This is a genomic window from Micromonospora sp. NPDC049139 (assembly GCF_055586845.1).
This window is the reverse complement of record NZ_JBVJHK010000042.1, coordinates 1-22,136: the sequence shown is the minus strand read 5'-3', so window position 1 is coordinate 22,136 and position 22,136 is coordinate 1. Positions and strand designations below refer to the sequence as shown.

At 70.4% G+C, this 22,136-nt stretch carries 13 protein-coding genes and 2 pseudogenes; 5 read left to right on the top strand and 10 right to left on the bottom strand.

The features are described from left to right. Nucleotides 1-293 precede the first annotated feature (293 nt). Nucleotides 294-1,055: an alpha/beta fold hydrolase gene (locus tag ACZ6Q9_RS33595; protein ID WP_396831297.1), complete on the bottom strand. Its 762-nt coding sequence runs from the start codon at nt 1,053-1,055 to the stop codon at nt 294-296. 28 nt (nt 1,056-1,083) lie between these two features. On the opposite strand from ACZ6Q9_RS33595, the gene ACZ6Q9_RS33590 reads away from it, so the two are divergent. Next, on the top strand, nt 1,084-1,701 hold the full coding sequence (locus ACZ6Q9_RS33590; RefSeq protein WP_396831298.1) for a TetR/AcrR family transcriptional regulator: 618 nt from the start codon (nt 1,084-1,086) through the stop codon (nt 1,699-1,701). Between the two features lie 229 nt (nt 1,702-1,930). Here the strand turns inward: ACZ6Q9_RS33590 and ACZ6Q9_RS33585 are convergent, their stop codons facing one another. The 5 genes from ACZ6Q9_RS33585 to ACZ6Q9_RS33565 form a co-directional block, all read right to left on the bottom strand. Next, nucleotides 1,931-3,622, bottom strand: coding sequence for a family 43 glycosylhydrolase (locus tag ACZ6Q9_RS33585; RefSeq protein ID WP_396831300.1), 1,692 nt, complete (start codon nt 3,620-3,622; stop codon nt 1,931-1,933). Nucleotides 3,623-3,724: 102 nt separating this feature from the next. Continuing rightward, complete coding sequence (locus ACZ6Q9_RS33580; RefSeq protein WP_393460821.1) at nt 3,725-4,726, bottom strand: substrate-binding domain-containing protein; 1,002 nt, start codon at nt 4,724-4,726, stop codon at nt 3,725-3,727. Nucleotides 4,727-4,749: 23 nt separating this feature from the next. Then, on the bottom strand, nt 4,750-5,814 hold the full coding sequence (locus ACZ6Q9_RS33575) for an ABC transporter permease (RefSeq protein WP_393270242.1): 1,065 nt from the start codon (nt 5,812-5,814) through the stop codon (nt 4,750-4,752). Then, nucleotides 5,811-7,349: a sugar ABC transporter ATP-binding protein gene (locus tag ACZ6Q9_RS33570; RefSeq protein WP_396831302.1), complete on the bottom strand. Its 1,539-nt coding sequence runs from the start codon at nt 7,347-7,349 to the stop codon at nt 5,811-5,813. Before ACZ6Q9_RS33570 ends, ACZ6Q9_RS33575 begins: the two co-directional genes overlap by 4 nt. Nucleotides 7,350-7,434: 85 nt before the next feature. Then, nucleotides 7,435-10,605, bottom strand: coding sequence for a DUF2961 domain-containing protein (locus ACZ6Q9_RS33565; RefSeq protein ID WP_396831304.1), 3,171 nt, complete (start codon nt 10,603-10,605; stop codon nt 7,435-7,437). 336 nt (nt 10,606-10,941) lie between these two features. Here ACZ6Q9_RS33565 and ACZ6Q9_RS33560 point away from each other — a divergent pair, with 336 nt between their 5' ends. The 3 genes from ACZ6Q9_RS33560 (at nt 10,942) to ACZ6Q9_RS33550 (ending at nt 16,888) form a co-directional block, all read left to right on the top strand. After that, the gene (locus tag ACZ6Q9_RS33560; RefSeq protein ID WP_396831305.1) at nt 10,942-12,024 is read left to right on the top strand and encodes a GTP-binding protein; all 1,083 of its coding nucleotides are present in this window, start codon (nt 10,942-10,944) and stop codon (nt 12,022-12,024) included. A gap of 15 nt (nt 12,025-12,039) precedes the next feature. After that, a complete protein-coding gene (locus tag ACZ6Q9_RS33555; RefSeq protein ID WP_396831307.1) occupies nt 12,040-15,723 on the top strand; it encodes a GH116 family glycosyl hydrolase in 3,684 nt (1,227 codons plus the stop codon). A 166-nt stretch (nt 15,724-15,889) separates the two neighbouring features. Beyond that, nucleotides 15,890-16,888, top strand: a complete 999-nt coding sequence (locus tag ACZ6Q9_RS33550; RefSeq protein ID WP_393270253.1) for a LacI family DNA-binding transcriptional regulator — start codon at nt 15,890-15,892, stop codon at nt 16,886-16,888. Nucleotides 16,889-17,050: 162 nt separating this feature from the next. Here ACZ6Q9_RS33550 and ACZ6Q9_RS33545 read toward each other — a convergent pair whose 3' ends face one another. Both ACZ6Q9_RS33545 and ACZ6Q9_RS33540 read right to left on the bottom strand, forming a co-directional pair. Then, complete coding sequence (locus ACZ6Q9_RS33545; RefSeq protein WP_393270256.1) at nt 17,051-18,685, bottom strand: fucose isomerase; 1,635 nt, start codon at nt 18,683-18,685, stop codon at nt 17,051-17,053. Beyond that, a complete protein-coding gene (locus tag ACZ6Q9_RS33540) occupies nt 18,682-20,220 on the bottom strand; it encodes an FGGY-family carbohydrate kinase (protein ID WP_396831310.1) in 1,539 nt (512 codons plus the stop codon). Before ACZ6Q9_RS33540 ends, ACZ6Q9_RS33545 begins: the two co-directional genes overlap by 4 nt. A gap of 547 nt (nt 20,221-20,767) precedes the next feature. Between ACZ6Q9_RS33540 and ACZ6Q9_RS33535 the strand changes: the two are divergent. Beyond that, nucleotides 20,768-21,309 (top strand): annotated as a pseudogene (locus ACZ6Q9_RS33535) (transposase); the annotation flags it as partial. Here ACZ6Q9_RS33535 and ACZ6Q9_RS33530 read toward each other — a convergent pair. Together ACZ6Q9_RS33530 and ACZ6Q9_RS33525 are read right to left on the bottom strand one after the other, a co-directional pair. Further along, nucleotides 21,289-21,432, bottom strand: a pseudogene (locus ACZ6Q9_RS33530) (transposase); the annotation flags it as partial. The pseudogenes ACZ6Q9_RS33535 and ACZ6Q9_RS33530 sit on opposite strands and share 21 nt — an antisense overlap. A gap of 132 nt (nt 21,433-21,564) precedes the next feature. After that, on the bottom strand, nt 21,565-22,136 hold a 572-nt coding region (locus tag ACZ6Q9_RS33525; protein ID WP_396831312.1), incomplete at its 5' end, for a transposase.

Genomic DNA, 22,136 nt, shown 5'->3' with positions numbered 1-22,136 from the left:
ACTCATCCGGCACCCACTGGTGAACCAACCGTTCATCCACAGTAGAGATGATCTACCACCAAGGTCAGCCAACCGCCACCTGAGACGCGCTCTTATGGGTGCTGCCTTTGTCGGTACGGATCACAGCCCGCCGGGGTGACGCCCCGAGACCACCGCAAGTTTCTAACGGCGACCGACGCAACCGCGATCATCAGCTGCGCGCGGATCGCGGCAGATCCGGATGGTGGCGCCGCGCTTCCGTCGTTCCCGCGTTAACCACTCGGACGGCTTCTTCCGTGGGTCGCCCCTCGGCCTCAGCGAAGGAATTCGCTGAGCACCGGGGCCAGGGTGCCCGCAGACACGCCGTGCCACTCGCCGGGCAGGCTGCGGTGAACGGCCTGGGGAAGCAACTCCGTTACGACCGTTGCCATGTGAGTCAGATCGGTGGTGCTGCCCGCGCTGTTCAGTACCAGCGTCGGTGCCGTGACGTGTCGAAGCAGGTCCGCGTCGATGGTTTCGCTGAACATGCTGTCGTACGCCAGCGTGGATGCGACGGTGACCATGGCGGACCAGTGCGGCGTGTCCCGCATGCCGGCAAGGGTCTCGGCGGGCACACCGATGCTGGTCAGGAAGAACTCCACCGCGTCCGCGCCGGTGAGGCGCCGCAGTTGAGCGGTGAACGCTCGTTGCTCTGGATTGTCGCTTGCGGGCTCGATCGGCGGCTCAAGCAAGGCCAGACGACGTACGGCCAGGCCGGCTGCAGCCGCGTGCAGCGCGACCAGGCAGCCGGACGAGTAACCGTAGAGCGTCGCCGGCCCGCCGACCGTGTCGATCAGCGCCGCTAGGTCTTCCACCTCGCGTGCGGGGGCGTATGGCGGGGTGTCGGTGCTGGCGCCACGGCCGCGGCGGTCATACCGGACGACGGTGAAGTCCTCGGCCAGCAGGGCGGCGAGTTCACCCAGTGGACTGTTGGCGCGGAAGTGTCCGGCGGCGTCGATGAGGATGAGCGTCGGGCCGGAGCCCTGCTGCTCGTATGCGATGCGGGTCCCGTCCCGGGACGTAATGACAGCCTCCATGAACTGAACGGTATAGTACAGTTGAGGGGTGCGGAAAGAGCAGAAGCGTCAGGCGATTCTCGATGCTGCCCTGGCGGAGTTCCTGGAACACGGCTACCGGGGTACAAGCATGGACCGGATCGCCGCTCGCGCAGCAGCCTCGAAAGTCACGCTCTACGCGCACTTCGCCGACAAGCAGGCGCTCTTCGAGGCCGTCTTCACCAACGCGATCGCTGAAGCGGAGCGCTCAGGTTTACCGCTGACCGAATCACTGGCCGAGTCCCGCGACCTGGCCCGCGACCTGCGTGCTTTCGCCCGCGAACATGTCAGCACCGTCACGCAACCCCACTTGATCCACCTGCGGCGCATGATCATCGGCGAGGCCGTCCGGTTCCCCGAACTGGCCCGCACCTGGCATCGGAGCGCACCCGAACGCGGCGCCGCGACCCTCGCCCGCGCCATCGCCCGGCTCGCCGAGCGCGGGCTGGTCCACGCACCGGACCCGCTGCTGGCGGCACAGCACCTGAACTACCTGATCCTGTCGATCCCACTCAACGAGGCGACGTTCGCGGTCCGTGAGCGCCACGACGAGGCCGATCTGCACCGCTGGGCCGACCAAGCCATACGGGTATGGCTCGCCGCGTACGGCGTTGCCGGGACGGCCTGATACTGCCGATCAACCAACCTTCCACTCCGCACTAACATCGGCAGATCCGGTCGTCTCCGACGCGCTGTCGGCGACAGATCGCGCCTGCAACTGGTCGAAGCGGCCCGGGGATCACGTAGGCGGCCTCCGAGACGCCCCTTGGGACTCGATGGTGCAGACCTTGGCGTCGATAGCGCCGACTCCTGGGGGCCGACCACCTCCTCCTGTGGCCGGCCCGCGTGACCGGAGGCTACGCCGCGCCGTTGAGCGAGGCGGCCAGGGACTCTGCGAACCCGGTGTCGGCGGGCGCGCCGCTCACGCCGATGCGCCAGGTCCCGCCCGCGAGGTCGCCGACCAGCAGTGACCGCCCGCCCGGCTGCCACAGGGGCTGCCAGGCGATCGAGCCGCTCGGCCGGTTGAACCACCGGTTGTCCTCGCTCCAGGCCGACCCGTCCCGGTACGCGACCGCCAGCGTGGTCGTGTCGTCCGTGGCGAGCGCCCACCGGGTGAAGCCCGCCGCGTCCCCGTCGCGATCGGCGCCGGCCGGGTCCGCGAGCCGGGGCAGGGTCGAGTCGACGTTCCAGGCGGCTTCCCAGACCGGCGCGCTGGTCGGACCGGTCACATGCCAGGCGAGGTCGACGTCCATCGTGGTCCGTGCGAACCGGAAGCGCCAGTCGACGGTCACCGGCTCGTCGCCGAGCGGGATGCCGGCCAGAAGAACGTCCGTGCCGTCGGCCGACACCGTCACGTTCCGGGCGGCGCCCGCCGTGTCGGTGGGCCCGAAGGTCCCGACCGCGAGGTAGGGCGCTGTGGAACGGAACGACGAGTCCGTCACGGGCCGGTACGCGCCTCGGCCGGTCGGGTCGGCCTCGTAGGAGACTAGCCGGGACTCGGGCACGGTCTGCACGACCGCCCGGTAGTAGGGCGTGCTGACGAGCCGCCCCTTCGTCACCACCGGTGTACGCCAGTTCAGCGGCGCCAGCCAGAGCCCGCCCTGACCCCAGCCGGCGCCCGTGACGTACCACCGGCCGGTGCCGGAGTCGTCCTTGACCACCTCGGCGGCGTGCGCCTCAATCCGGCCGGCGAGCTGGTCGACGGTGAAGTGGAACGGGTCCTCGCTACGGTACACGCGGGTGTCCTGGTAGCCGCTCTCACAGCAGACGAAGAGATACCACGAACCGCCGCGGTGCACCACAAACGGCGACTCGGTCGGCCCGCCGAAGGTGCCGGTGGCCGGGTGCTCGAAGGCCGTCCGCCGGTCGCTCCAGTGCACGAGGTCGTGGCTCGTGCGGTAGGCGACAATGTGGTGGCCACCGGCCGGAGTGCTGTTGGCGGTGTAGTACATGACCCACTGGTCGCCGACCCAGGTCACCATTGGGTCCCGACCGTCGAAGCCGTCGGTGAAGAGCGGGTTGCCCGGGTGCCGCGTCCAGGTCGTCAGGTCCTTCGACGTGGCGAGGTGCATCCGGTACGCCTCGTGGTCGGCGGTGCCGCCCGCGTAGAACATGTAGTAGGTGCCGCCGTGAAACAGCACATACGGCGCCCAGATGTGCGTCTCCCCCGCGCTCGGGTCGGCCTCAAGGGCGAACGGATGCTTCGTCCAGGGGCCACGGGGCGACGGCGCCGTGGCATGGCCGAAGAACTTCTCGTCCAACGGGTTGGCCGGCTCGGCGTGGGTGATCGCGAAGACGTGCCACAGACCCGTCGCGCGGTCACGCACCATTGTGTGGTCGTTGTAGTACCAGCGCTCGTTCTCGCCGACGCTGGGGTCGTACACGTTAACGAACTCGCCGGCGGTGACCTGGACGGACTGGTTCTCGTACGGCTGGTTGCTCAGCTCGGCGGTATCGGCGGCATGGGCCGGCGCCGGGGCCACGATCAGTCCCAGGGCGAGGGCGAGCAGCGCGGACAGCCGGCCGACGCGGGACGGTGGGCGGGGCATGCGTTCCTCCAGAGCTCTACGGTGGCGTGGTGGTGACCCGGACGTGCGCGCGGCCGGCGCGGGTCCGCCGCATGCCTGCGGCGGCGGACCCGGGCCAAAGCTCTACTGCTTGCCGCCGAGCGTGGTGTAGGCCTCCGCGGCGTTCTCCTTGGTGATCTGCATGGTGCCGAGCGTGGTCGTCTTCGGGACGTCCTTCGCGCAGTCGACGAGGATCTTCTTGGCCATGTCGATTGCCTCACGGCCACCGGTCGGGTACTGGAACGTCGCCTGGAGGCGGCCCTGCTCGACGGCCTTGATGCCGCCCGATGGGACGGGCAGCGCGTCGATCCCGGTGAACTTGATCGCGGTCTCCTTGCCGGCCGCCTTCGCCGCCAGGTAGGCACCCTCGGCCATCGGGTCGTTGTGCGCGTACACCGCGTCGATGTCGGGATTCGCCTTGAGCATCGCATCCATGACGCTCTGGCCCTTCTCCCGCAACCACTCGGCGGTCTGGCTCGCCACGATCTCGATCCTCGGGTTGCTGGCGATGCCCTGCCGGAAGCCCTGGGCGCGCTCGGCCGCCGGTGTGGAGCCCGGCAGGCCGGAGATCTCCACGACCTTGCCGCCCTGCGGCAGCAGCGTCTTCGCGTAGTACTCCCCCGCCGCCCGGCCGATCGCGACGTTGTCGCCACCGATGAAGGCCGTGTACACGTCACCCTCGACCTTGCGGTCCAGAACGATGACCGGGATCCCCTGGTCGTACGCCTTCTTGACCACCGCGGTCAGCGGCTTCGCCTCGTTCGGGGAGATGATCAGCAGGTTGATGCTCTGAGAGAGGAAGTTCTCCACGTCGGCCACCTGCTTGCTGTTGTCCTGAGCCGCGTCCGAGACGACCACCTTGAAACCGGGCACGGACTTCGCGGCGTTGGTGACGTCGTCGTTCATGACCTGCCGGTACGGCTCGGCGTTGTTGGCCTGGGACATGCCGATCAGGAATTCTTTGCCGCTGCCGCACTTCGCCGAGGCGTCGGAGCTGCTGCCCGGGTCGTCCTCGACGCTACACGCCGAGGTGGCGACGAGCGCGGCCAGTGCCAGGATCGTGGCGGCTCTTCGGGTGTAACGCATGGTTTCCTCCGTTTGGTGGTGGGTCAGGCGATGCGGGGACGCAGCTTCTGCAACGCGGCGGCAGCCACGATGACCAGGCCCTTGACGACCAGCTGCACGTTCGCGTCGATGTTGTTGAGAGCGAGGATGTTGTTGAGAATCCCGAGCAGCAGGGCGCCGGCGATGGTGCCGCCCATGGATCCACTGCCACCGGCGAGGCTCGTCCCGCCGATGACCACGGCCGCGATCGCGTCCAGCTCGTAGCCGGCGCCGTCGTTCGGGCTGCCCTGGTTGAGCTGCCCGGCGTGGATGATCCCGGCCAGGGCGGCGAGCAGGCCGGCGATCGCGAAGACGGTGATGCGGACGCGGCGCACCGGCACGCCGGAGAGCCGGGCGGCTTTCTCGTTGCCGCCGATGGCGTACACGTGGCGGGCGAAGGCCGTGGTGCGCAGCACCAACAGCGCGCCGACGCCGATGGCGAGGAACAGCAGCGCCGGCACCGGGAGGATCCCGTTGATCGACCCGCTCAGCATCGAGAACGCCTCTGGGGCCTCCTGCGGCCCGTCGCCGTAGGCGATGGGGATGCCCAGCCCGCCGGACCACATCCGGGCGATGCCCCGGGCCGCCTGGAGGCCGGCGAGGGTGACGATGAACGACTGGATGCCGAGCCGGGCGACGATCGCCCCCTGGGTTGCGCCGAACGCGGCGCCGATGAACAGCACGATCAGGACCGTCGGCAGGATGCCCATGCCGCTGTCGACCATCAGGGTGGCCGACCCGACCGCGGCGAGCCCGAGCACCGCCCCGACGGAGAGGTCGATCCCGCCGATCAGGATCACGAACGTCATCCCCACCGCGATGATGCCGATCTCCGAGACCGCCCGGACGATGTTGGCCAGGTTCCCGGAACTGAGGAAGACGTTCTCGCCGTTGCGAACGGGCGACACGGCGATCGCGATGACGAAGACGGCGACCAGGCCGAACAGGCTCTGGAACCGGAAGAAGCTGTCGAAGATCGCGTGCCGGTCCCGCGGCAGCCGGATCAGCCGGCGGCGGGGCGGTGTCTCGGGCGGCGCTTCGGCGACGGCGGTGGGGCTGGGCGGGTTCATCGGGCCTCCTTGGCATCGTCCCCGTTGGCCGCGGCGAGGATCGCTTGTTGGGTGGCGGACGCGCGGGGCAGCGCGGCCACGGTGCGACCGCGGTGCAGGACGACCACCCGGTCACAGAGGCTGAGCAGCTCCGGCAGCTCGGACGAGGCGAGCAGGATGGCCATGCCGGTGTCGGCGAGTTGGTGCAGCAGCCGGTAGATCTCGGCCTTGGCCCCGATGTCGACGCCTCTGGTCGGCTCGTCGAGCAGCAGCAACCGCGGTCGCGTCAGCAGTTGCTTGGCGAACACGACCTTCTGCTGGTTGCCGCCCGAGAGCGTGGCGGTGGCGACCGCGGGCGAGGCCGCCTTAACCGCCAGGGCCCTGAGCTGTCCGTTTACCGTCCGCTTCACCGCCTGCCGGCGTACGAGGCCGAGCGTCGTCAGCGACGACAACGCGGAGAGCACGACGTTGTCGGTCACCGAGTGTTCGAGCATCAGTCCGGCGCCACGCCGGTCCTCGGGGACGAACGCCACCCCGCGCGCCAGGGCCGACCGTGGGCCGTGCGGGCGGTACGGGCGGCCGTCGATCGTCATCTGGCCGTCGCGGGGGCCGGAGGCGCCGGCGCCGAAAAGCGTCTCGAGCAGTTCGGTACGGCCCGCGCCCATCAGACCGGCGAGGCCGACGATCTCGCCGGAGCGGACCGTGAGGTCCACCCCGGCCGGCTCGGTCCGCCCGGGTATCGGCCGGCGTGGCGTCACGGCGAGTCCGCGGACGTCGAGCAGTACGTCCCCGGGCTCGTTGCGCCCCTCCCCGTAGAGCGCGTCGACCGACCGGCCGACCATCAGCTGGATGATGTCGTCGCGGGAGGCGGTCTTCGGGTCGACGCTGCCCGCGACGCTGCCGTTGCGCAGCACGGTGACCCGGTCCGCCACGACCTCGATCTCCGCCATCCGGTGCGAGATGTAGACGATGCCGACGCCGGCCCGGCGCAGCTCCGCGATCGTCGCGAAGAGGCGTTCGACCTCGGCGTCCGCCAGCGCGGCGGTCGGCTCGTCCATGATCAGCACCCGCGCGTCCAGCGACAGCGCCCGGCCGATCTCGACCAGTTGCTGCTCGCCGACGCGCAACGACCCGACGAGCCGCCGCGGGTCGAGGTCGGCGCCGAGCGTGCGCAGATAGTCCGTGGCCTGACGGCGCATCCGCCGGATGTCGACGGTTCCCATCCGGGTGCGCGGCTCGCGGCCGAGAAACATGTTCTCCGCGATGGAGAGCCCGGCCACCAGGTCGAGCTCCTGGTGGATCGTGGCGATGCCGGCGCGTTGGGCGTCAGCCGGGCCGCCGAAGCGCACCCGCCGCCCCTCGACCTCGATGGCGCCGTCGTACTCGGTGATCACGCCGGAGAGAATGTTGATCAGGGTCGACTTGCCGGCGCCGTTCTCGCCGAGCAGCGCGTGCACCTCACCCGCTCGGACGGTGAGGTCGATGTCGCGGCAGGCGTGCACACCGCCGAACCGCTTGCCGATGCCGGTCATCCGGACCAGCGGGCTTTCTGTCATGCGGCACCTCGTGGGTCGTCTGCGGGTCTGCTGCGGGTGGGGCCGGAGCCGCCGGGTCCGATATGGACCCGGCGGCTCCGGTCGGTCACGAGACGAGCCGCGCCTCGACGTAGTCGAGCCCGGCCAGGTAGCCGACCGACGCGGCGGCCTTGCCGGTCACGGTGAGCGTGAGCGTGTGCCGGCCCGCCGTCAGCTCCCGCTGGCCGTAGTCGAGCGGGTCGCTCACCACCACCTCCGGCGAGTGGTAGGCGTCGAAGGCCTGCCCGACCTGGGCACCGTCGATCGCCACCGTGTTGGTGCCGTAGTCCCGGGCGAGCGTCTGCACGAGGCGCAGGTCGTAGGTCCCGGTGGTGGGCACGGTGAAGTTGACGGTGACGCTCTGGTTCGGTCCATTCGCGTGGAACCACAGCTGCGCGCTCTGCGACCAGTGGATGCCGCAGCAGTCGCCCTGCACGTCCGCCGGCGCGTCGGCGCTGAGCGCGGGCAGGAGCGATTCGCCCTCGATCCGCATCGTGTCGCCGGTGCTGGCCGAGACGGCCGGCGAGTACGGCCCCGCGTTGCCGGCCGCGTCCACCGCGCGCACCCGGTAGTACCAGGTCTCGCGCAGCCCCAGACCCGCGTGCTCGAAGCTCGGGCGGGTCGTGGTGCCGACCCGGTTGCCCGGCCCGGGCGTGAAGCCCGCCTCACGGGAGGCGAACACCTCGTACCCGGGGGCATAGACGTCGTCGCGGGCCGGCTGCCAGGCCACCGTCACGGCGTTGGTCGTGCCGCTGGTCGCGGTGAGCCCGCTGACCGCCTCCGGCCGCTGCTGGTCGGTGAACGGGGTGACCAGGCTGAGCGCCGCGTACCGGGCCGCGGACCAGGCCGGGGCGCCGGCGGTCGGCGTCAGGGTGACGGTCACCGCGTCCCTGCCCCGGGTGAGCGCGGCCGGGAGCCGGTACTCGTCCTCCAGCCACCGGTGCGACGCGTTGGCCAGCGGCTGCGACCAGGTGCCGGCGTCGCGCCCGTCGACCTGGACCGCCACGGACTGGTACCCGGCCGACTGGTCGCCGACCCGGCGCAGGACCGCGCCAGTGTTGTCATCGTCGAGGGCCACCCGGAACCGGATCGGGTCGGCGGAGGCTCGGACGTCGTCGGTCACCGGTCGGGGTGCGCCGTCGTCGCCCTCGAAGGTCGCCGTGAGCACCGTCCGGTCACCGCCCGAGGCGTACTGGTGGGCCGCCTCGCTGGCGGTGTCGCCCACGTCGACCGTGTCCGTCCAGCGCTGCCCGACGGTGTCCTGGCCGTACCAGTACGCGGTGGAGCCGTACCGGGCCGGGTCCTGGTCGCCCGGGCCGTGCTCGATGCCGAACCGCAGTCCGGTCGAGAACGCCACCGACTCCGCGAGCATGAGCCGGTACGCCCCTGTGCAGTCGTACTGGCAGCCGTAGTCGGCGACCTCATGGGCAGGGTTGCCGTTCATCGGCGCGGAGAACGTGCCGTGGTTGAAGTACCAGCCGCTCTCGTAGAAGTCCTCAGTGCCGGTGCCGTGGATGCTCGGGCTCTGCGCGCCGTCCACGTAGACGCGCTCGTCACCCTCCAGGTAGTTCCGCTGGTTGCCGGCGCGGATGTGCCCCTCCATGGTGTGGGTGACCCCCACCAACTTCCCCCGCGCCGCGACGTCGAGGAAGAGGTGGTCCGCTCCGGGCGTGGTGTCGGCGCTGGTCGCGGTCGCCTGGAAGTAGCCGGTGTCGCCGGTCGGCCGCAGGGCCGCCGCCCAGCGGGCGGATGGCGCCGTGGTCACCGTGGCCACCGACGGCTTGATCGCCACGTCGGCCCCGTTGTGCAACTCGATCGTCCAGCGCGACAGGTAGGGCATCGGCCACCAGGCCGAGAGCGTCGCGGTCGCCGGGTCGACGCCGAACATCAGGGACCGGACGGAGTGCAGCCCGAGGCCGGTGCCGAAGAACTCGCCGAGCGGGGCGTCCACTGTGGTTCTTCCGTCGAACGAGATGCGCAGGCGGGTGTCACGCAGCACCGCGTCGGACGCGGCGACGGCCGCCTTGCGCTCGTCGTCGGCCGGGTAGGAGAAGGTGTTGCTGCCCTGCCAGGTCTGCGCGGTGATCCGGTAGCCGTGTGCTGCCTCGGCGTCGGTGTGCGCCGCGCCCAGGTCGACCGTGTCGGTGCGCTTCGCGGTGCCGGAGACGAGGCTGTCGACCCAGTACGTGAACTCGTTGACGTCGAGGTCGGATGAGACGAACTCGTTGCGGATGGTCAGCTTCGTCTTGCCGGCCGTGGCGCTCACTGGCAGCTCGACGGTTTGGTCTAGCCAGGTGCCGAACGGCACTGGGTCGTTGGCGGGCCACTCGGCGACCGGTACGCCGTCGACCAGGATGCGCGCTCGCTGGTGCCCGACGTGCGGGTCGAGCCGGCGAGTGAGCCGTACGCCGGTGTTGGCCGGGTCGACGGCGGCGGTAAATTCGCTGCCGCCGCCAACGCCGAAGGCGCGACCGTCGTCGGCGATCGGCGCGGGCGCGCCGACGAGCTGCGGGATGGTCAGCTGGAGTGTGGTGATCGCGCCGGGGCCCACGCCACTGGCGAGGGTCGCCCGATCGCCCGCAGGGACGGCGAAGGTGCGCTTGGCCGTCGTGGCGCCCGGCTGGGCGGGCTTGGGGTCGCGGGTGCCGGCGGCCTTGAGCTGCGCGATGACGTCCGCGGCCCGGTCGGTGGGGTCGAAGGTGCGGACGCCGTCCGGCGTGGTGAACTTCCGGTAGGTGACGTGGTAGAAGATCGGGTTCTTCTCGGTGGTGACCCGCATCGAGCTGCGGTACGTCATGGGCGCCTTGATGTAGACGCCACCGGAGCTCTGCGCCGCGTTGGCGACCACCGGGTAGACGAAGGGAGCACCGAGCTTGCCGTCCACGACATCCTGGAGCTTGGCCTCGAGCACGGTCTTTCCATCGAGGACGACCTTGATGGTGCCCGTGGCGGAGACGTTACCCTCGTCGCGTGTGAACCAGATGGAGTCGATCTCGCCGGCGCCGGTCGCCTCGGCGATGACGCAGCCTTCGGCGCTGATGCGCAGGCACGAGTACCGGCCGGAGAAGCCGTCGTCGTTGCCGCCGCTGCGGTCGAAGCTGGAGAACTGGTAGGCCCGGGATCCGTCGGCGAGTTCCGGGAGCCGGTCGAGTCGGCGGTAGACGTCCCAGCCGACGGGGCCGTTTGTGGTCGGGCCGGTGGAGGCCGAGGCCGATGCGGTGAGACCGACGACAGCCAAGCCGGCGATGAGGGTCGCCGCGACGGCGGCACCGAGCAGCCGCCTGGGCGAGGTACGTGGTGCACGAGTGGTGGGTGGTGTCATGAGTCGCCTTCCACATCGGTGGGTGGGGCGGGCCTGCGGCAGACAAGGAATCGATTTCTCGCTGCAGTTGCGAACAGGTTAGGCAGCCGATGCGCGACGGTCAATCCTTCGGTGTGGACGAGGAGGTCGGCGGGGCTCCGCCGTTGACAGCCTCACCCGCCGCTTCTATGGTCCTCGATCAGAACCGAGCAAACGATTTCTCGTTCACGAGTGCGCACCGCGGCCCCCGCGGCACGCTGGGAGGGGGCAACCGTGCCCCGACTCGTTGTCCTCACCGGATTCCTCGGCGCCGGCAAGACCACCACCATGCTGGCCGCCGGACGGCTGCTCACCGCACGCGGCGGCCGGGTCGCGATCATCACCAACGATCAGGGCAGCGACCTGGTCGACACCCAACTGGCCCGGGACGCGGTGCCCGACGTCGGCGAGGTGACCGACGGCTGCTTCTGCTGCCGTTTCGAGTGCCTCGCCGACCTCCTGACGAACCTGCTCGACACCGGGCAGGCCGACACCATCCTGGCCGAGGCCGTCGGCAGCTGCACCGACCTGCAGGCAACGGTCGTCCGCCCCCTGCGGGCTCGCTACGGCGACCGCCTCACACTCGCTCCCCTCACCACGATCGTCGATCCGGCGCGCGTCGGCGTGCTCGACGGCGACCTCGGCTACCTGTTCGACCGCCAGCTCGCCGAGGCGAACCTCATCGCGGTCAACAAGTCCGACACCCTGCCCCGCGTCGAGTTCGACGCGCTCCTCGACCAGATCCGCCGCGTCCACCCCGACGCCGACGTCCTCGGCTACAGCGCGAGTCTCGGCGAGCACGTCGACGAGCTCGTCGCGCGGTGGATCAATGGGCCGCGGCGCGTCCCGGACGTGGACGTGGACGTCGACTACGACCGCTACGCCGCGGCGGAGGCGCGACTGAGCTGGCTCAACCAGGTATGGCAGGTCTCGGCCGACGGCGGGTTCTCCACGCGACGCTGGGCACACGTCGCCCTCGAATCGCTCTCCGCAGCCTGCGCCCGGCGGGGAGACGTCATCGGTCACGCCAAAATCGCGGTCGAGTCGCCCGCCGGGTTGATCCGCATGAGCGTCGTGGCCGCCGGTGAGCCGCCGCGGCAGGAGCCCACCGGGCGGGACGAGCCGCCGGTGGCCCGCGCCACCGTGCTGGTCAACGTCCGCGCCACCTGCACACCGGAGGACCTCGAATCCCTTGTACGGGCCGCCGCCTACGACGCCGACCTCGCGGCCGGCGCCGCCGCCCGCCCCGGCCCGGCGAACGCCTTCGCGCCGTCCTACCCCCGCCCCGTGCACCGTCTCCCGGCCGCACCGGCCTGACCGTCAGGAGCACCCATGACAGACCAGTCGTACGACCAGTGCTGTCCCGGCAACGCCTGCCGCCCGAACCGCCGACAACTCCTCACTCTCTCCCTCGGGGTCGCCGCCGGCACCGTGCTCGCCGGCTCCCGGGCCGAAGCCGCCACCGCCCTGGGCGTACCCGAGGACCGGCTGATCGCCGTACCGGTCGACAAGGCGCTGCCATCCGACTGGTCCACGGCGCTGCACGGCCGGGGCGAGCCGACCACCTACGAGGGCACCGACCTCCGCTGGCTCGGCATGCCGGTCGGCGGCGGCGCCACCGGCCAGCTGTACCTCGGCGGCGACGGGCGGCTGTGGAACTGGGACATCTTCAACCGGCCGGCGGCCGGCACCACGGACGTCGGGTACGCGAACCCGCGACAGCCCACCTCACCCGTCCGGCACGGCTTCGCGCTGCGGACCCGGTCGGCCGGACGGGTCCAGACCCGCGCCCTCGACGCGACCGGCTTCGACCAGGTGCGTTTCACGGGGCAGTACCCCATCGGCACGGTCCGGTACCGAGCCGCCGACACCCCGGTCGATGTGACCCTGGAGGCGTTCTCACCGTTCGTACCGCTGTCGGTCGCGGACTCGACGCTGCCGGCGACCGTGCTGGCGTACACGCTGCGCAACACGTCGCACCGAACGGTGGACGCCACCCTGCTCGGCTACGTCGAGAATCCCGCCTGCCTGGACACCAGGACGCAGCGCGGCATCACCCTGCGGTCGACGGCGTTCGGCGACCGGTCGCTGCGCGGTGTCCGGTTCTCGGCCGCGGAGCAGACCGAAACGCCCGACCGCCCCGACGTCGTCTTCGAGGACTGGGAGCGGGACACCTACGACGGCTGGACCGTCGAGGGCACCGCCTTCGGCACCGGCCCGGTGCTGGTCTCCGAGATCCCGGACTACATGAAGCGCGGCGGCCCGCTCAACGCGACCGGGCAACGGCTCGTGACGTCACACGACTTCCGTGGCGCCGCCGGCGACATCGGCCGAGCCGACGCGCCCACCGGCAGGCTCGTCAGCGACCCGTTCACCGTCACTCGCAAATCCATCCGGCTGTCCCTGGGTGGCGGCAACCACCCGGGACAGACCTGCGTCAACGTGGTGGTCGACGGGACGGTCGTCGCCACGGCCACCGGGCAGGACACCGAGGTGATGCGGCCCGTCTTCCTGGACGTGGCCGCGCACGAGGGGCGGTCCGCCGTCATCGAGATCGTCGACGACCACGGCGGGGCCTGGGGCCACCTCAACTGCGACCGGATCGTCTTCACCGACGCCGCGCCGCGGCCCGACATCGTGTTCGAGGACTGGGAGCGGGACACCTACGAGGGCTGGACCGTCGACGGCACCGCGTTCGGCAGCGGCCCGGTGCTGGTCTCCGAGGTGCCGGACTACATGAACTGGTTCGGCGATCTCGGCGCGTCGGGGCAGCGGTTCGCGACGTCGCACGACTTCCGCGGGTCCGGCGGGGACTCGGGCCGTGCCGATGCCGCCACCGGCAAGCTGACGAGCCGGCCGTTCACCGTCGAGCGGCGCTACGTCAACGTGGCCGTGGGCGGCGGGAGCCACCGCGGCAGCACCTGCGTGAACCTCCTGGTGGATGGCGCGCTGGAGGCCAGCGTCGCCGGCCGCGACGCGGAACCGGTCAGCGTGGCCACGATGAACGTGTCCGCGTACCAGGGCCGCACCGCGGTCATCGAGATCGTGGACTCGGACACCGGCGGGTGGGGGCACGTCAACGTCGACCGGATCGTGTTCAGCGACGTGACGACGGACGCGCGGCCGCTGGACCAGGTGCCCGACAACGGCACGCTCGTCCTCGCCGCGCTGGACGGCCGGGCGGTGGCGCGTCCGTCGCTGGCCTGGTGGGATACCCTCGACGACGTGTTCGTGGCGGAGGCCGGCCCCGCGGAGGTGGACGGCTCACTATCCGGGCAGACCGGGTCGGTTAGCGTCGCGGTCCGGCTCGCGCCCGGCCAGAGTCGCACGGTGCGATTCGTGCTCGGCTGGCACTTCCCCGTGCCGGACCGTGTCTCGCTCAGCTTCCTGCGCGGCTCGGACAGCCTGCGCCGGCACTACGCGACTCGGTTCGCCGATGCCCGGGCCGTGGTGGAACACGTCGCCCGGGACCTCGACCGGCTGGAGGCCGACACCCGCGCTTGGGTGAAAACCTGGTACGCCGACGCCACCCTGCCGCACTGGTTCCTGGAACGCACCCTGGCCCCCGCCTCGACCCTCGCCACCAACACCTGCTACCTGTTCGACGACGGACGGTTCTACGGGTGGGAGGGCGTGTACTGCTGCCCGGGCACCTGCGAACACGTGTGGAACTACGCCCAGTCGATCGCCCGGCTCTTCCCCCAACTGGAACGTGACACCCGCAGCAGGGTGGATCTCGGCATCGGCTTCCACCCGGACACGGGCCAGATCGGCAACCGCGCCGAGGCAGACATGGCCTGGGCCACCGACGGTCAGTGCGGGACGATCCTGCGCTGCTATCGGGAACACCTGACCGCGCCGGACGGCACCTACCTTCGGGCGAACTGGTCCCGGCTGCGGCGCGCGCTGGAATGGATCACGGAACACGACGCAGGCCCGGACGGCACGCTCGACGGTCCGCAGCCGAACACGCTCGACACCACCTGGTACGGCCACATCGCCTGGATCACGGGCATGTACGTCGCGGCCTTGCGAGCGGGCGCGGCGATGGCCGACGAGCTGGGCCAGGCCGAGTTCGCCGACCGGTGCCGGACCCTCGCCGATTCCGGCAGCCGGTACCTGTCCGCGGAACTCTTCAACGGCGAGTACTTCATCCAGGAGGTCGATCCGGCCCACGCCGACGTGATCAACAGCAATCGGGGGTGCCACATCGACCAACTCTTCGGGCAGAGCCTCGCCGGTCAGCTCGGGCTCCCCCGTGTCGTACCCGCGGAGCAAGCCGTCAGCGCCCTGAAGAGCCTCTACCGGTACAACTTCACCCCCGACCACGCCGCCTACCGGGATGGCAGCGTCATCCCGGGCGGCCGCTGGTTCGCGATGGACCACGAGTACGGCATGCTGATGACCACCTGGCCGCGCGGTGGCGCCGACAGCGCGGCCGGGACCCCGGCGAGTTGGGCCGCGATGTACTTCAACGAGGTGTGGACCGGCCAGGAGTACCAGGTCGCGGCGCACATGCTCCAGGAGGGCCTGGTCGAGGAAGGGCTCACGCTCACCCGGGCGTTGCACGAACGGTACGCCGCCGGCAAGCGCAACCCGTACAACGAGATCGAGTGCGGCGACCACTACGCCCGGGCCATGGCCAGCCACGGCGTCTACCTCGCGGCCTGCGGGTTCGAGTACCACGGCCCCCGCGGACACATCGGGTTCGCGCCCCGGATCAGCCCCGACAGGTTCGCCGCCGCGTTCACCGCGGCGGAAGGATGGGGCCTCTTCCGGCAGGAGCGCCACGGCGAGCACCTCACCGGTACGGTCGAGGTCCGGTACGGCCGCCTCCGGGTGTCCAGCGTCGCTCTGGCGGTGACGCGTTCCCCGGCACGGGTGACGGTACGCCTGCGCAATAGCACGCTGCCCGTGCGTGACTGGTCGTGCCGGGACGGGCGTTTCCTCGTTACCTTGGCCGCCGAGGTCGTGGTCGGTCGGGGCGATGCCCTCCAGGTGATGCTCAACGGCTGAACGTGTCGGCGCTCGTCACGGCGCGTGGTGAGCGCCGGCACGGAAAGCCCGTGACAATACCGTCATTTTTCGTCCGTAGGATGCCCAGTCCCCGCACCGGCGACGGTGCGGGAGCGCGCACTCGTTCTCGGGCTCGTCATCATAGGAATTCACCGGATGGAGGCGAATGGCGACGATCTACGACGTGGCACGGCAGGCTCAGGTCTCGCCCGCGACGGTCTCGCGGGTGCTGAATGGGCGTACCACCGTCGATCCAGCCATGGCCGCGCGCGTGCACCAGGCGATGCGGGACCTCGACTACCGTCCCAACGCCGTCGCCCGTAACCTGCGCCTGAGCCAAACCAGCCTCTGGGCGGTCATCATCTCCGACATCGGCAACCCCTTCTTCACCTCCATGGTGCGCGGGGTCGAGGACGTCGCGCAGAGCGCCGGCTACTCCGTGGTCCTGTGCAACACCGACGAGGATCCGGAGAAGGAGTCCCGGTACATCGCGGCGGCCCTCGGCGAGCGGATGGCCGGCGTCATCATCTCCACGTCGGGCCGCTCGACGGTGATCAACCGGCTCGTCGAGGCCCGTATCCCGGTCGTGGCGATCGACCGCCAGCTGCGCGGCGTCACCATCGACACGGTGCTCGTCGACAACGTGCACGGGGCGGAGCTGGCGACCACGCACCTGATCGACAACGGCTACAAGCGGGTCGCCTGCATCACCGGCCCCCGCCGAATCTCCACGGCGGCCCAGCGGCTCCGGGGCTACCAGCGCGCGCTGCGGGCGCGCGGGCGGGAGGTGACCGATGCCCTCGTGCGGTACGCGGACTTCCGCGAGGAGGGCGGCTACCGGGCGATGGCCTCGCTGCTCGACAGCGAGAACCCGCCCGACAGCGTCTTCGCCACGAACAACCTGATGACTGTGGGTGCCGTCGAATGTCTCGTCGACCGCGGCATCCGGGTGCCGCACGAGGTCGGGGTGGTCGGATTCGACGACATCCCGTGGGCACACCTGGTCCGGCCGTCGCTGAGCACCGTCTCCCAGCCGACGTACGATCTCGGACGCGCCGCCGCCGTGCTGCTCACCGAGCGGATCGCCAACCCGTCGCGGCCGCCGTCGACCGTCACGCTCAGCACCGGGCTTCAGATACGCGACAGTTCCACCCGCCGGAGCTGACCGTTCGCCGATACGCGGACGCGGGGAAACCGGGGAGCCTGCCCCAACCTCAGGCTCCCCCGACCCGTCATCACCACCCCGGCGCCTCGGCCGAAGGGTGGCCACACTCCGGCTCGGCGACCTGGCCGGGTCCCACGACCGGCCGGGTCGCCAAGCGGGTACTCAGAGGTTGACGTCGCCGCAGAGGTGCACCTGTACGCCGAGTTCGGCGAACATGGCGGCCTTCGCCCGCAGCGCCCGGTCAGCGGTCTCCGCGTCCGGCGCGTAGGCGACGTTGACGTGGTTGGCCTTGTGGCGGGCCATCAGCTGATCGCGGCCGACCCCGTGCAGCACGGCATGCATGATCGGCCACTGCGGGTTCGTGGCGTTCAGCCGGCGCCGGGTCTCCTCCTCCGGAAGTTCGACGACGGTCGCGCGGCCGAGGTCGACGTGCAGCCCGCCGTCCATGATGAACACCCGGGACCAGACGATCTCTCCCGGCTTGGAGACCCCGCTCAGCGTGCCGCCGCCGAGCGGGAAGTACATCGGCGGCTGCCGCATGCTGTACGACTTGTCGTACCCGCCGTTGTGGGACGCCGGCACCGAACCGGAGATCTCGAACACCCAGACGAAGTCGTCGCCGTACCGCTCCCCCCACCGGATGTCGTGCAGTGTGGTGGCCGGGTCGAGGCCCATGGCGGTCCAGATGCGGTTGGTGACGAGCGAGTCGACGGCGACGCCCTCGTCGACCTCGTTGAAGTGCGGCAGCGGCGCGCCCGCGTAGAGCTCCCGGCTGCCGTCGCGGCTGAGCACCGGTGGCCGCTGGACGTTGTTGAGCAGCCCTTCGGCGAGGTCGCTGGCCGGGACGGTGTCCTTCAGGCCCTGCTGGTACTGGATGCCGACGGCGTCCAGGCCGAAGTCGTCCGCGATGCGCAGGGCGGCGATGTACATCTTGAACTGGCTCGTCAGCTGGGCGTCGGTGAGTTCGGTCGCCTCGTCGGTGCCGGTGTGGAAGGTCATCCCGGCCTCGTCGAGCCACCGGCGGACCGCGTGGGCCTCCCCGTCGGGGACCCGTGACATCTCGGCGACCAGCGCGCTCTGCGACAACCGTTCCTTGTAGATGCCCAGCGGGTTGATCAGCTCGTCATCGAAGATCGCGTTGTACATCCCCATGCAACCCTCGTCGAACACGCCGATGATGGCCTTCTCCCGGACCAGCTGGGCAGCCAGGGCGCGGCCGAGCTCGACCTCGGGGTCGTCCGGCAGGGCGGGCAGATCGCGCACGTGGCTGGTGTCGTGGCGCAGCTCGCCGGTCTCCAGCCAGGTGCGCAGGCCGTGGGCCGCCCAGTCGTCGGTGAAGTCCCGGCTCCACAGCGCGGAGTGCCGCACGCCCGCCTTGGTGAGGCTCGCCGTGAGATTGAGCAGGCCGACCAGGCCCGGGAACTCGCCGCTCCAGTTGGCCACGATGAGGATCGGGCCTCGGTGGCTGCGCAGCCCGGCCAGGACGTGGTGGCTGTACTGCCAGACCGCCTCGACCACGATGAGCGGTGCGTTGACCGGGATGCGCTTGAAGACCTCGATGCCGGCCCGCTGGCTGTCGAGAAAACCGTGGCCCTTGTCCGGGTCGAACGCGTGGCCACGCTCGACCTTCCAGCCGAGCGCGTTGACCGCGGTCGTGAGGTCGGCCTCGAGCTGCTGCTGGGTGGGCCAGCATGTGATGTTCGCCCTGGGTCGGAGGTCGCCACTGGCCACGGTGTAGACGGTGCCGGGCGCCGCCGCGGGCGGGTCGGTCAGCACGGGCAGCGGGTAACTGGTCATGGGGCGACTCCTTCGGTGCGTGGGGTGGCGCTGGCCGCCGGCGGGCCGGCGGCCAGGAGACGGTCCTGACGTGCAGCGAGTGCGTGCGCGACCCGCTTGGAACTCGTGTACAGCTCCCGGTACAGCCCGTAGAGCTCGTCGTAGTCGGCGGCCAGCTCCGCCCGGGGCTGCCGGATCTCCTTGACGGGGTTCCACGCCTCAATCGAGACGGGCCACCCGGTCCGCGCGGCGAGGAACGCAGCTCCGTAGCTCGCGCCGATGGTCTGCGACGGGATGACCTGGGGACGTCCGGTGACGTCGGAGACGATCTGGGTCCACAGTCCGCCCTGGGTGCCGCCGCCGACCGCCACGACCCGCCGGATGGCACCACCGCTCTCCTCGATCGTCTCGATGTTGTGGCGTACGCCGAGAGCGGTCGCCTCGAGCGCGGCGCGGTACAGGTCACCGCGGGTGTGCGAGACGGTGAGGCCGGCGACGATGCCACGGGCCCGCGGATCCAGGATGGGGGTGCGCTCGCCCGCGAAGTACGGGAGCATGAGCAGCCCCTTCGCGCCCGGGCCGGAGACCTCGGCCAGCCGGAGCAGCTCGGGATAGCCGGTTGAGCCGAACAGCTCGCGCAGCCAGGCCGTGATCGCGCCCGAGGTGGCCAGGCCGCCGGCAAGGTTCCGCGTCCCGGGCAAGGCGCCAACCGTGCCCCACAGCGACGGGTTCGTGAGGCGGGCGGTGACCGTGTGGATGAGGAACATCGTGGTGCCGTACATCAGCATCAGGTCGCCAACACCCTGGGCACCCACGCTGATCGCCTCCGACCAGGCGTCGATGGTGCCCGTGACGACCTGGACGCCCGCCGGCAGGCCGGCCTCTGCCGCCGCGCGCGCCGTCACCGTCCCGGCCACCTCGCCGGGCCAGCGCAGCGGCGGCAGGACCAGATCGGGTGCGATCTCCGTGGCCCACGGCGTGTACCAGTCCTGGCCCTCTGTGTCGTAGAGCGGTGTGCACTGGCTCGCGGAGTGCTGATCGAGCACGTAGTGGTCGGTGAGCTTCCACGCGAGCCACGAACTGGGCATAAAGAGCCGCCGGGCTCGGGCGAAGAGCTCCGGTTCGTTGTCGGCCACCCAGGCCACCTTGGCGCCCGCCGCCTGGCTGGACAGTGCCGAGCCGCACCGCCGGAGGATCTCCGCTGCGCCATACCGCTCGGTCAGTCGCGCGATCTGCTGGGTCGAGCGGGTGTCGACGCCGTACAAGATGGCCGGGCGCAGCGGGGCGTTCGCGGCGTCCGTGAGCAGCACACACGGACCCATGCCGCTCACCCCCACCCCGACGACGTCGGCGTCGCCGGGTGCGAGGAGCTCACGGCTGAGCGCGACGAACTCCTGCCACCAGACGTCCGCGTCCATCTCCACCCAGCCCGGTCGCGGGCGGCTCACCTCGTGCGCGCGGGTCGCCGAGCGGAGAACCCGGCCGCCGGCGTCGACGAGGACACCCTTGCTGCTCGATGTGCCGATGTCTACGCCCAGGACGGCCGCAACCTTCATGGCGCCACTGTTCCAGCAATCGATTTCCGAATCAAGACCGATCCCTCGGCGTCTTTCCCTACCGGGCCCGAGCACGCGCGCTGGCATGTTGGCGTATCGCCTGATGAGTACGGGTGTCGGCCGCGCCAGAAGAAGTCGGCGCTCCCGGGAAATCGTTAACTCACTTCGGCTTCTGACGCGGCCGACCCGCCGATCCGTCGCGATGCCGGCCGGGATCTGATGTGTGCACCCGTGCGCCGACGGCCGCCGTACGGCCCTCAGCGGCGACCTCGGTCCCAAGCATCCAAGGTGATCTTGGACCCTCTTGAAGAGACCGTCGCATGCCCGGTCTCCATCGACGCGCATTCCGTGGCCTCACGGGCGCGGCCGGAGCAGATCGCGCGGCCGCCATCGCCGGCTCTCCTCGGCACCAGCCTGGGCCGACCCCCTTCGCGGACAACCCGTTCACCCAAGGCGTCGCCTCCGGCGCCCCTGGGAGTTGCCCCCTGGTCCTGGACACTTGAACCTTGGATCGTGATGGTCCGGGGAGATCAGGAGTCCCTGACAGATGGTGATGAAGCACTACCCCGCCGAGTTCAAGGCCGACGCGGTCGCGTTGTACCGGTCTCGGCCTGGGGCGACGATCGCGCAGATCGCTGACGATCTCGGGGTCAATCGGGAGACGTTGCGCAGTTGGGTCCGCGCCGATGATCGGCGTCGGGGTGCGACGGCCGGGCCGGCGGCGCCGCCGGCGGCCGGCTCCGTGGAGGACGAGAACGCGCCGTTGCGGCGGCGGGTCCGGGAGTTGGAGGAGGAACGGGACATTCTGCGGGAGGCGGCCCGGTATTTCGCCGGGGAGACGCGCTGGTGAACCGCTTCCAGTTCGTCGCCGACCATCAGCAGCGCTTCGGCGTGAAGCGGTTGTGTCAGATCATCGGGGTGTCCCGCTCGAGCTTCTACTACTGGCGCTCGGCCGCGGAAGCGCGGACCGCCCGTGATGCCGCGGACGTGGCCCTGGTGGGCCGGATCCGGGCGGTGCACACCGCTCACGACGGCACGTACGGAGCGCCACGGATCACCGCCGAACTCCCACTGGATGCCGGTGTGCAGCACGAACAGGATCCCGCAAAGTACCTGCCGGTCCGGGATCCGCTTGCGTCCCGGGTGCCGCGGGTTGCGCTCAGGTTTGGGCAGCAACGGCTCGATGCGCTGCCACAGCCCGTCCGGCACGATCCACGGCGGCTGCTCGCCACGCCTCACGGCCCGACATCGTAGATCACCCTCTACAAGGGACGAAAGACCCGAAGATCATTTTGTTAGGAACTCTTAGAGGGCATCTGATCTCGCTTGGTGAGGTTGGTCCGATTAGGTGGTTTCGTTTCGCCAGGTTGGGGTGGATTCTCCGGTGAGATAGCGGCTCATTGTGTTAGCCATTGCCCAATGGATCATCGCCCGGGTGCGTTGCGGGAGGGTCTCGTAGTCACGGACGAGTCGTCTGTGCTGCATCAGCCAACCGAAGGTCCGTTCCACGACCCACCGTCGGGGCTGGACGTGGAAGCCCTTCCCGGCAGGACGGGGCACCCGCTCGACGTCGATTCCCAGCCGGGCGCCGTGCGCCCGTACGGCGGTGTTGTAGCCACCGTCGACCCACGCCTTGACCACAGTCGGATGGTCCGCGGACACGCTGGTGAGCAGGTGCCGGCCGGCGGTGGAGTCCTGCACCGACGCGGCGGTGACGATCACAGTGAGGAGCAGTCCGAGGCGGTGGCGATGTGCCGCTTGCGTCCCTTGATCTTCTTCGCCGCGTCGATGCCCTGGCTGCCCTCGCCGACGTTGCTGGAGGTCTTCACGCTCTGCGAGTCCAGGACCACCGCCGACGGGCTCTCGCGGCGGCCGCGAGCGACCCGGACCCGCTCCCGCAGCAGATCGTGAATCCG

Excerpts from the sequence above, each read along its gene's own strand:
- ACZ6Q9_RS33595 (WP_396831297.1), bottom strand. The coding sequence starts at position 1,055 with ATGGAGGCTGTCATTACGTCCCGGGACGGGACCCGCATCGCATACGAG.
- ACZ6Q9_RS33585 (WP_396831300.1), bottom strand. The coding sequence starts at position 3,622 with ATGCCCCGCCCACCGTCCCGCGTCGGCCGGCTGTCCGCGCTGCTCGCC.
- ACZ6Q9_RS33580 (WP_393460821.1), bottom strand. The coding sequence starts at position 4,726 with ATGCGTTACACCCGAAGAGCCGCCACGATCCTGGCACTGGCCGCGCTC.
- ACZ6Q9_RS33575 (WP_393270242.1), bottom strand. The coding sequence starts at position 5,814 with ATGAACCCGCCCAGCCCCACCGCCGTCGCCGAAGCGCCGCCCGAGACA.
- ACZ6Q9_RS33570 (WP_396831302.1), bottom strand. The coding sequence starts at position 7,349 with ATGACAGAAAGCCCGCTGGTCCGGATGACCGGCATCGGCAAGCGGTTC.
- ACZ6Q9_RS33555 (WP_396831307.1), top strand. The coding sequence starts at position 12,040 with ATGACAGACCAGTCGTACGACCAGTGCTGTCCCGGCAACGCCTGCCGC.
- ACZ6Q9_RS33550 (WP_393270253.1), top strand. The coding sequence starts at position 15,890 with ATGGCGACGATCTACGACGTGGCACGGCAGGCTCAGGTCTCGCCCGCG.
- ACZ6Q9_RS33545 (WP_393270256.1), bottom strand. The coding sequence starts at position 18,685 with ATGACCAGTTACCCGCTGCCCGTGCTGACCGACCCGCCCGCGGCGGCG.
- ACZ6Q9_RS33540 (WP_396831310.1), bottom strand. The coding sequence starts at position 20,220 with ATGAAGGTTGCGGCCGTCCTGGGCGTAGACATCGGCACATCGAGCAGC.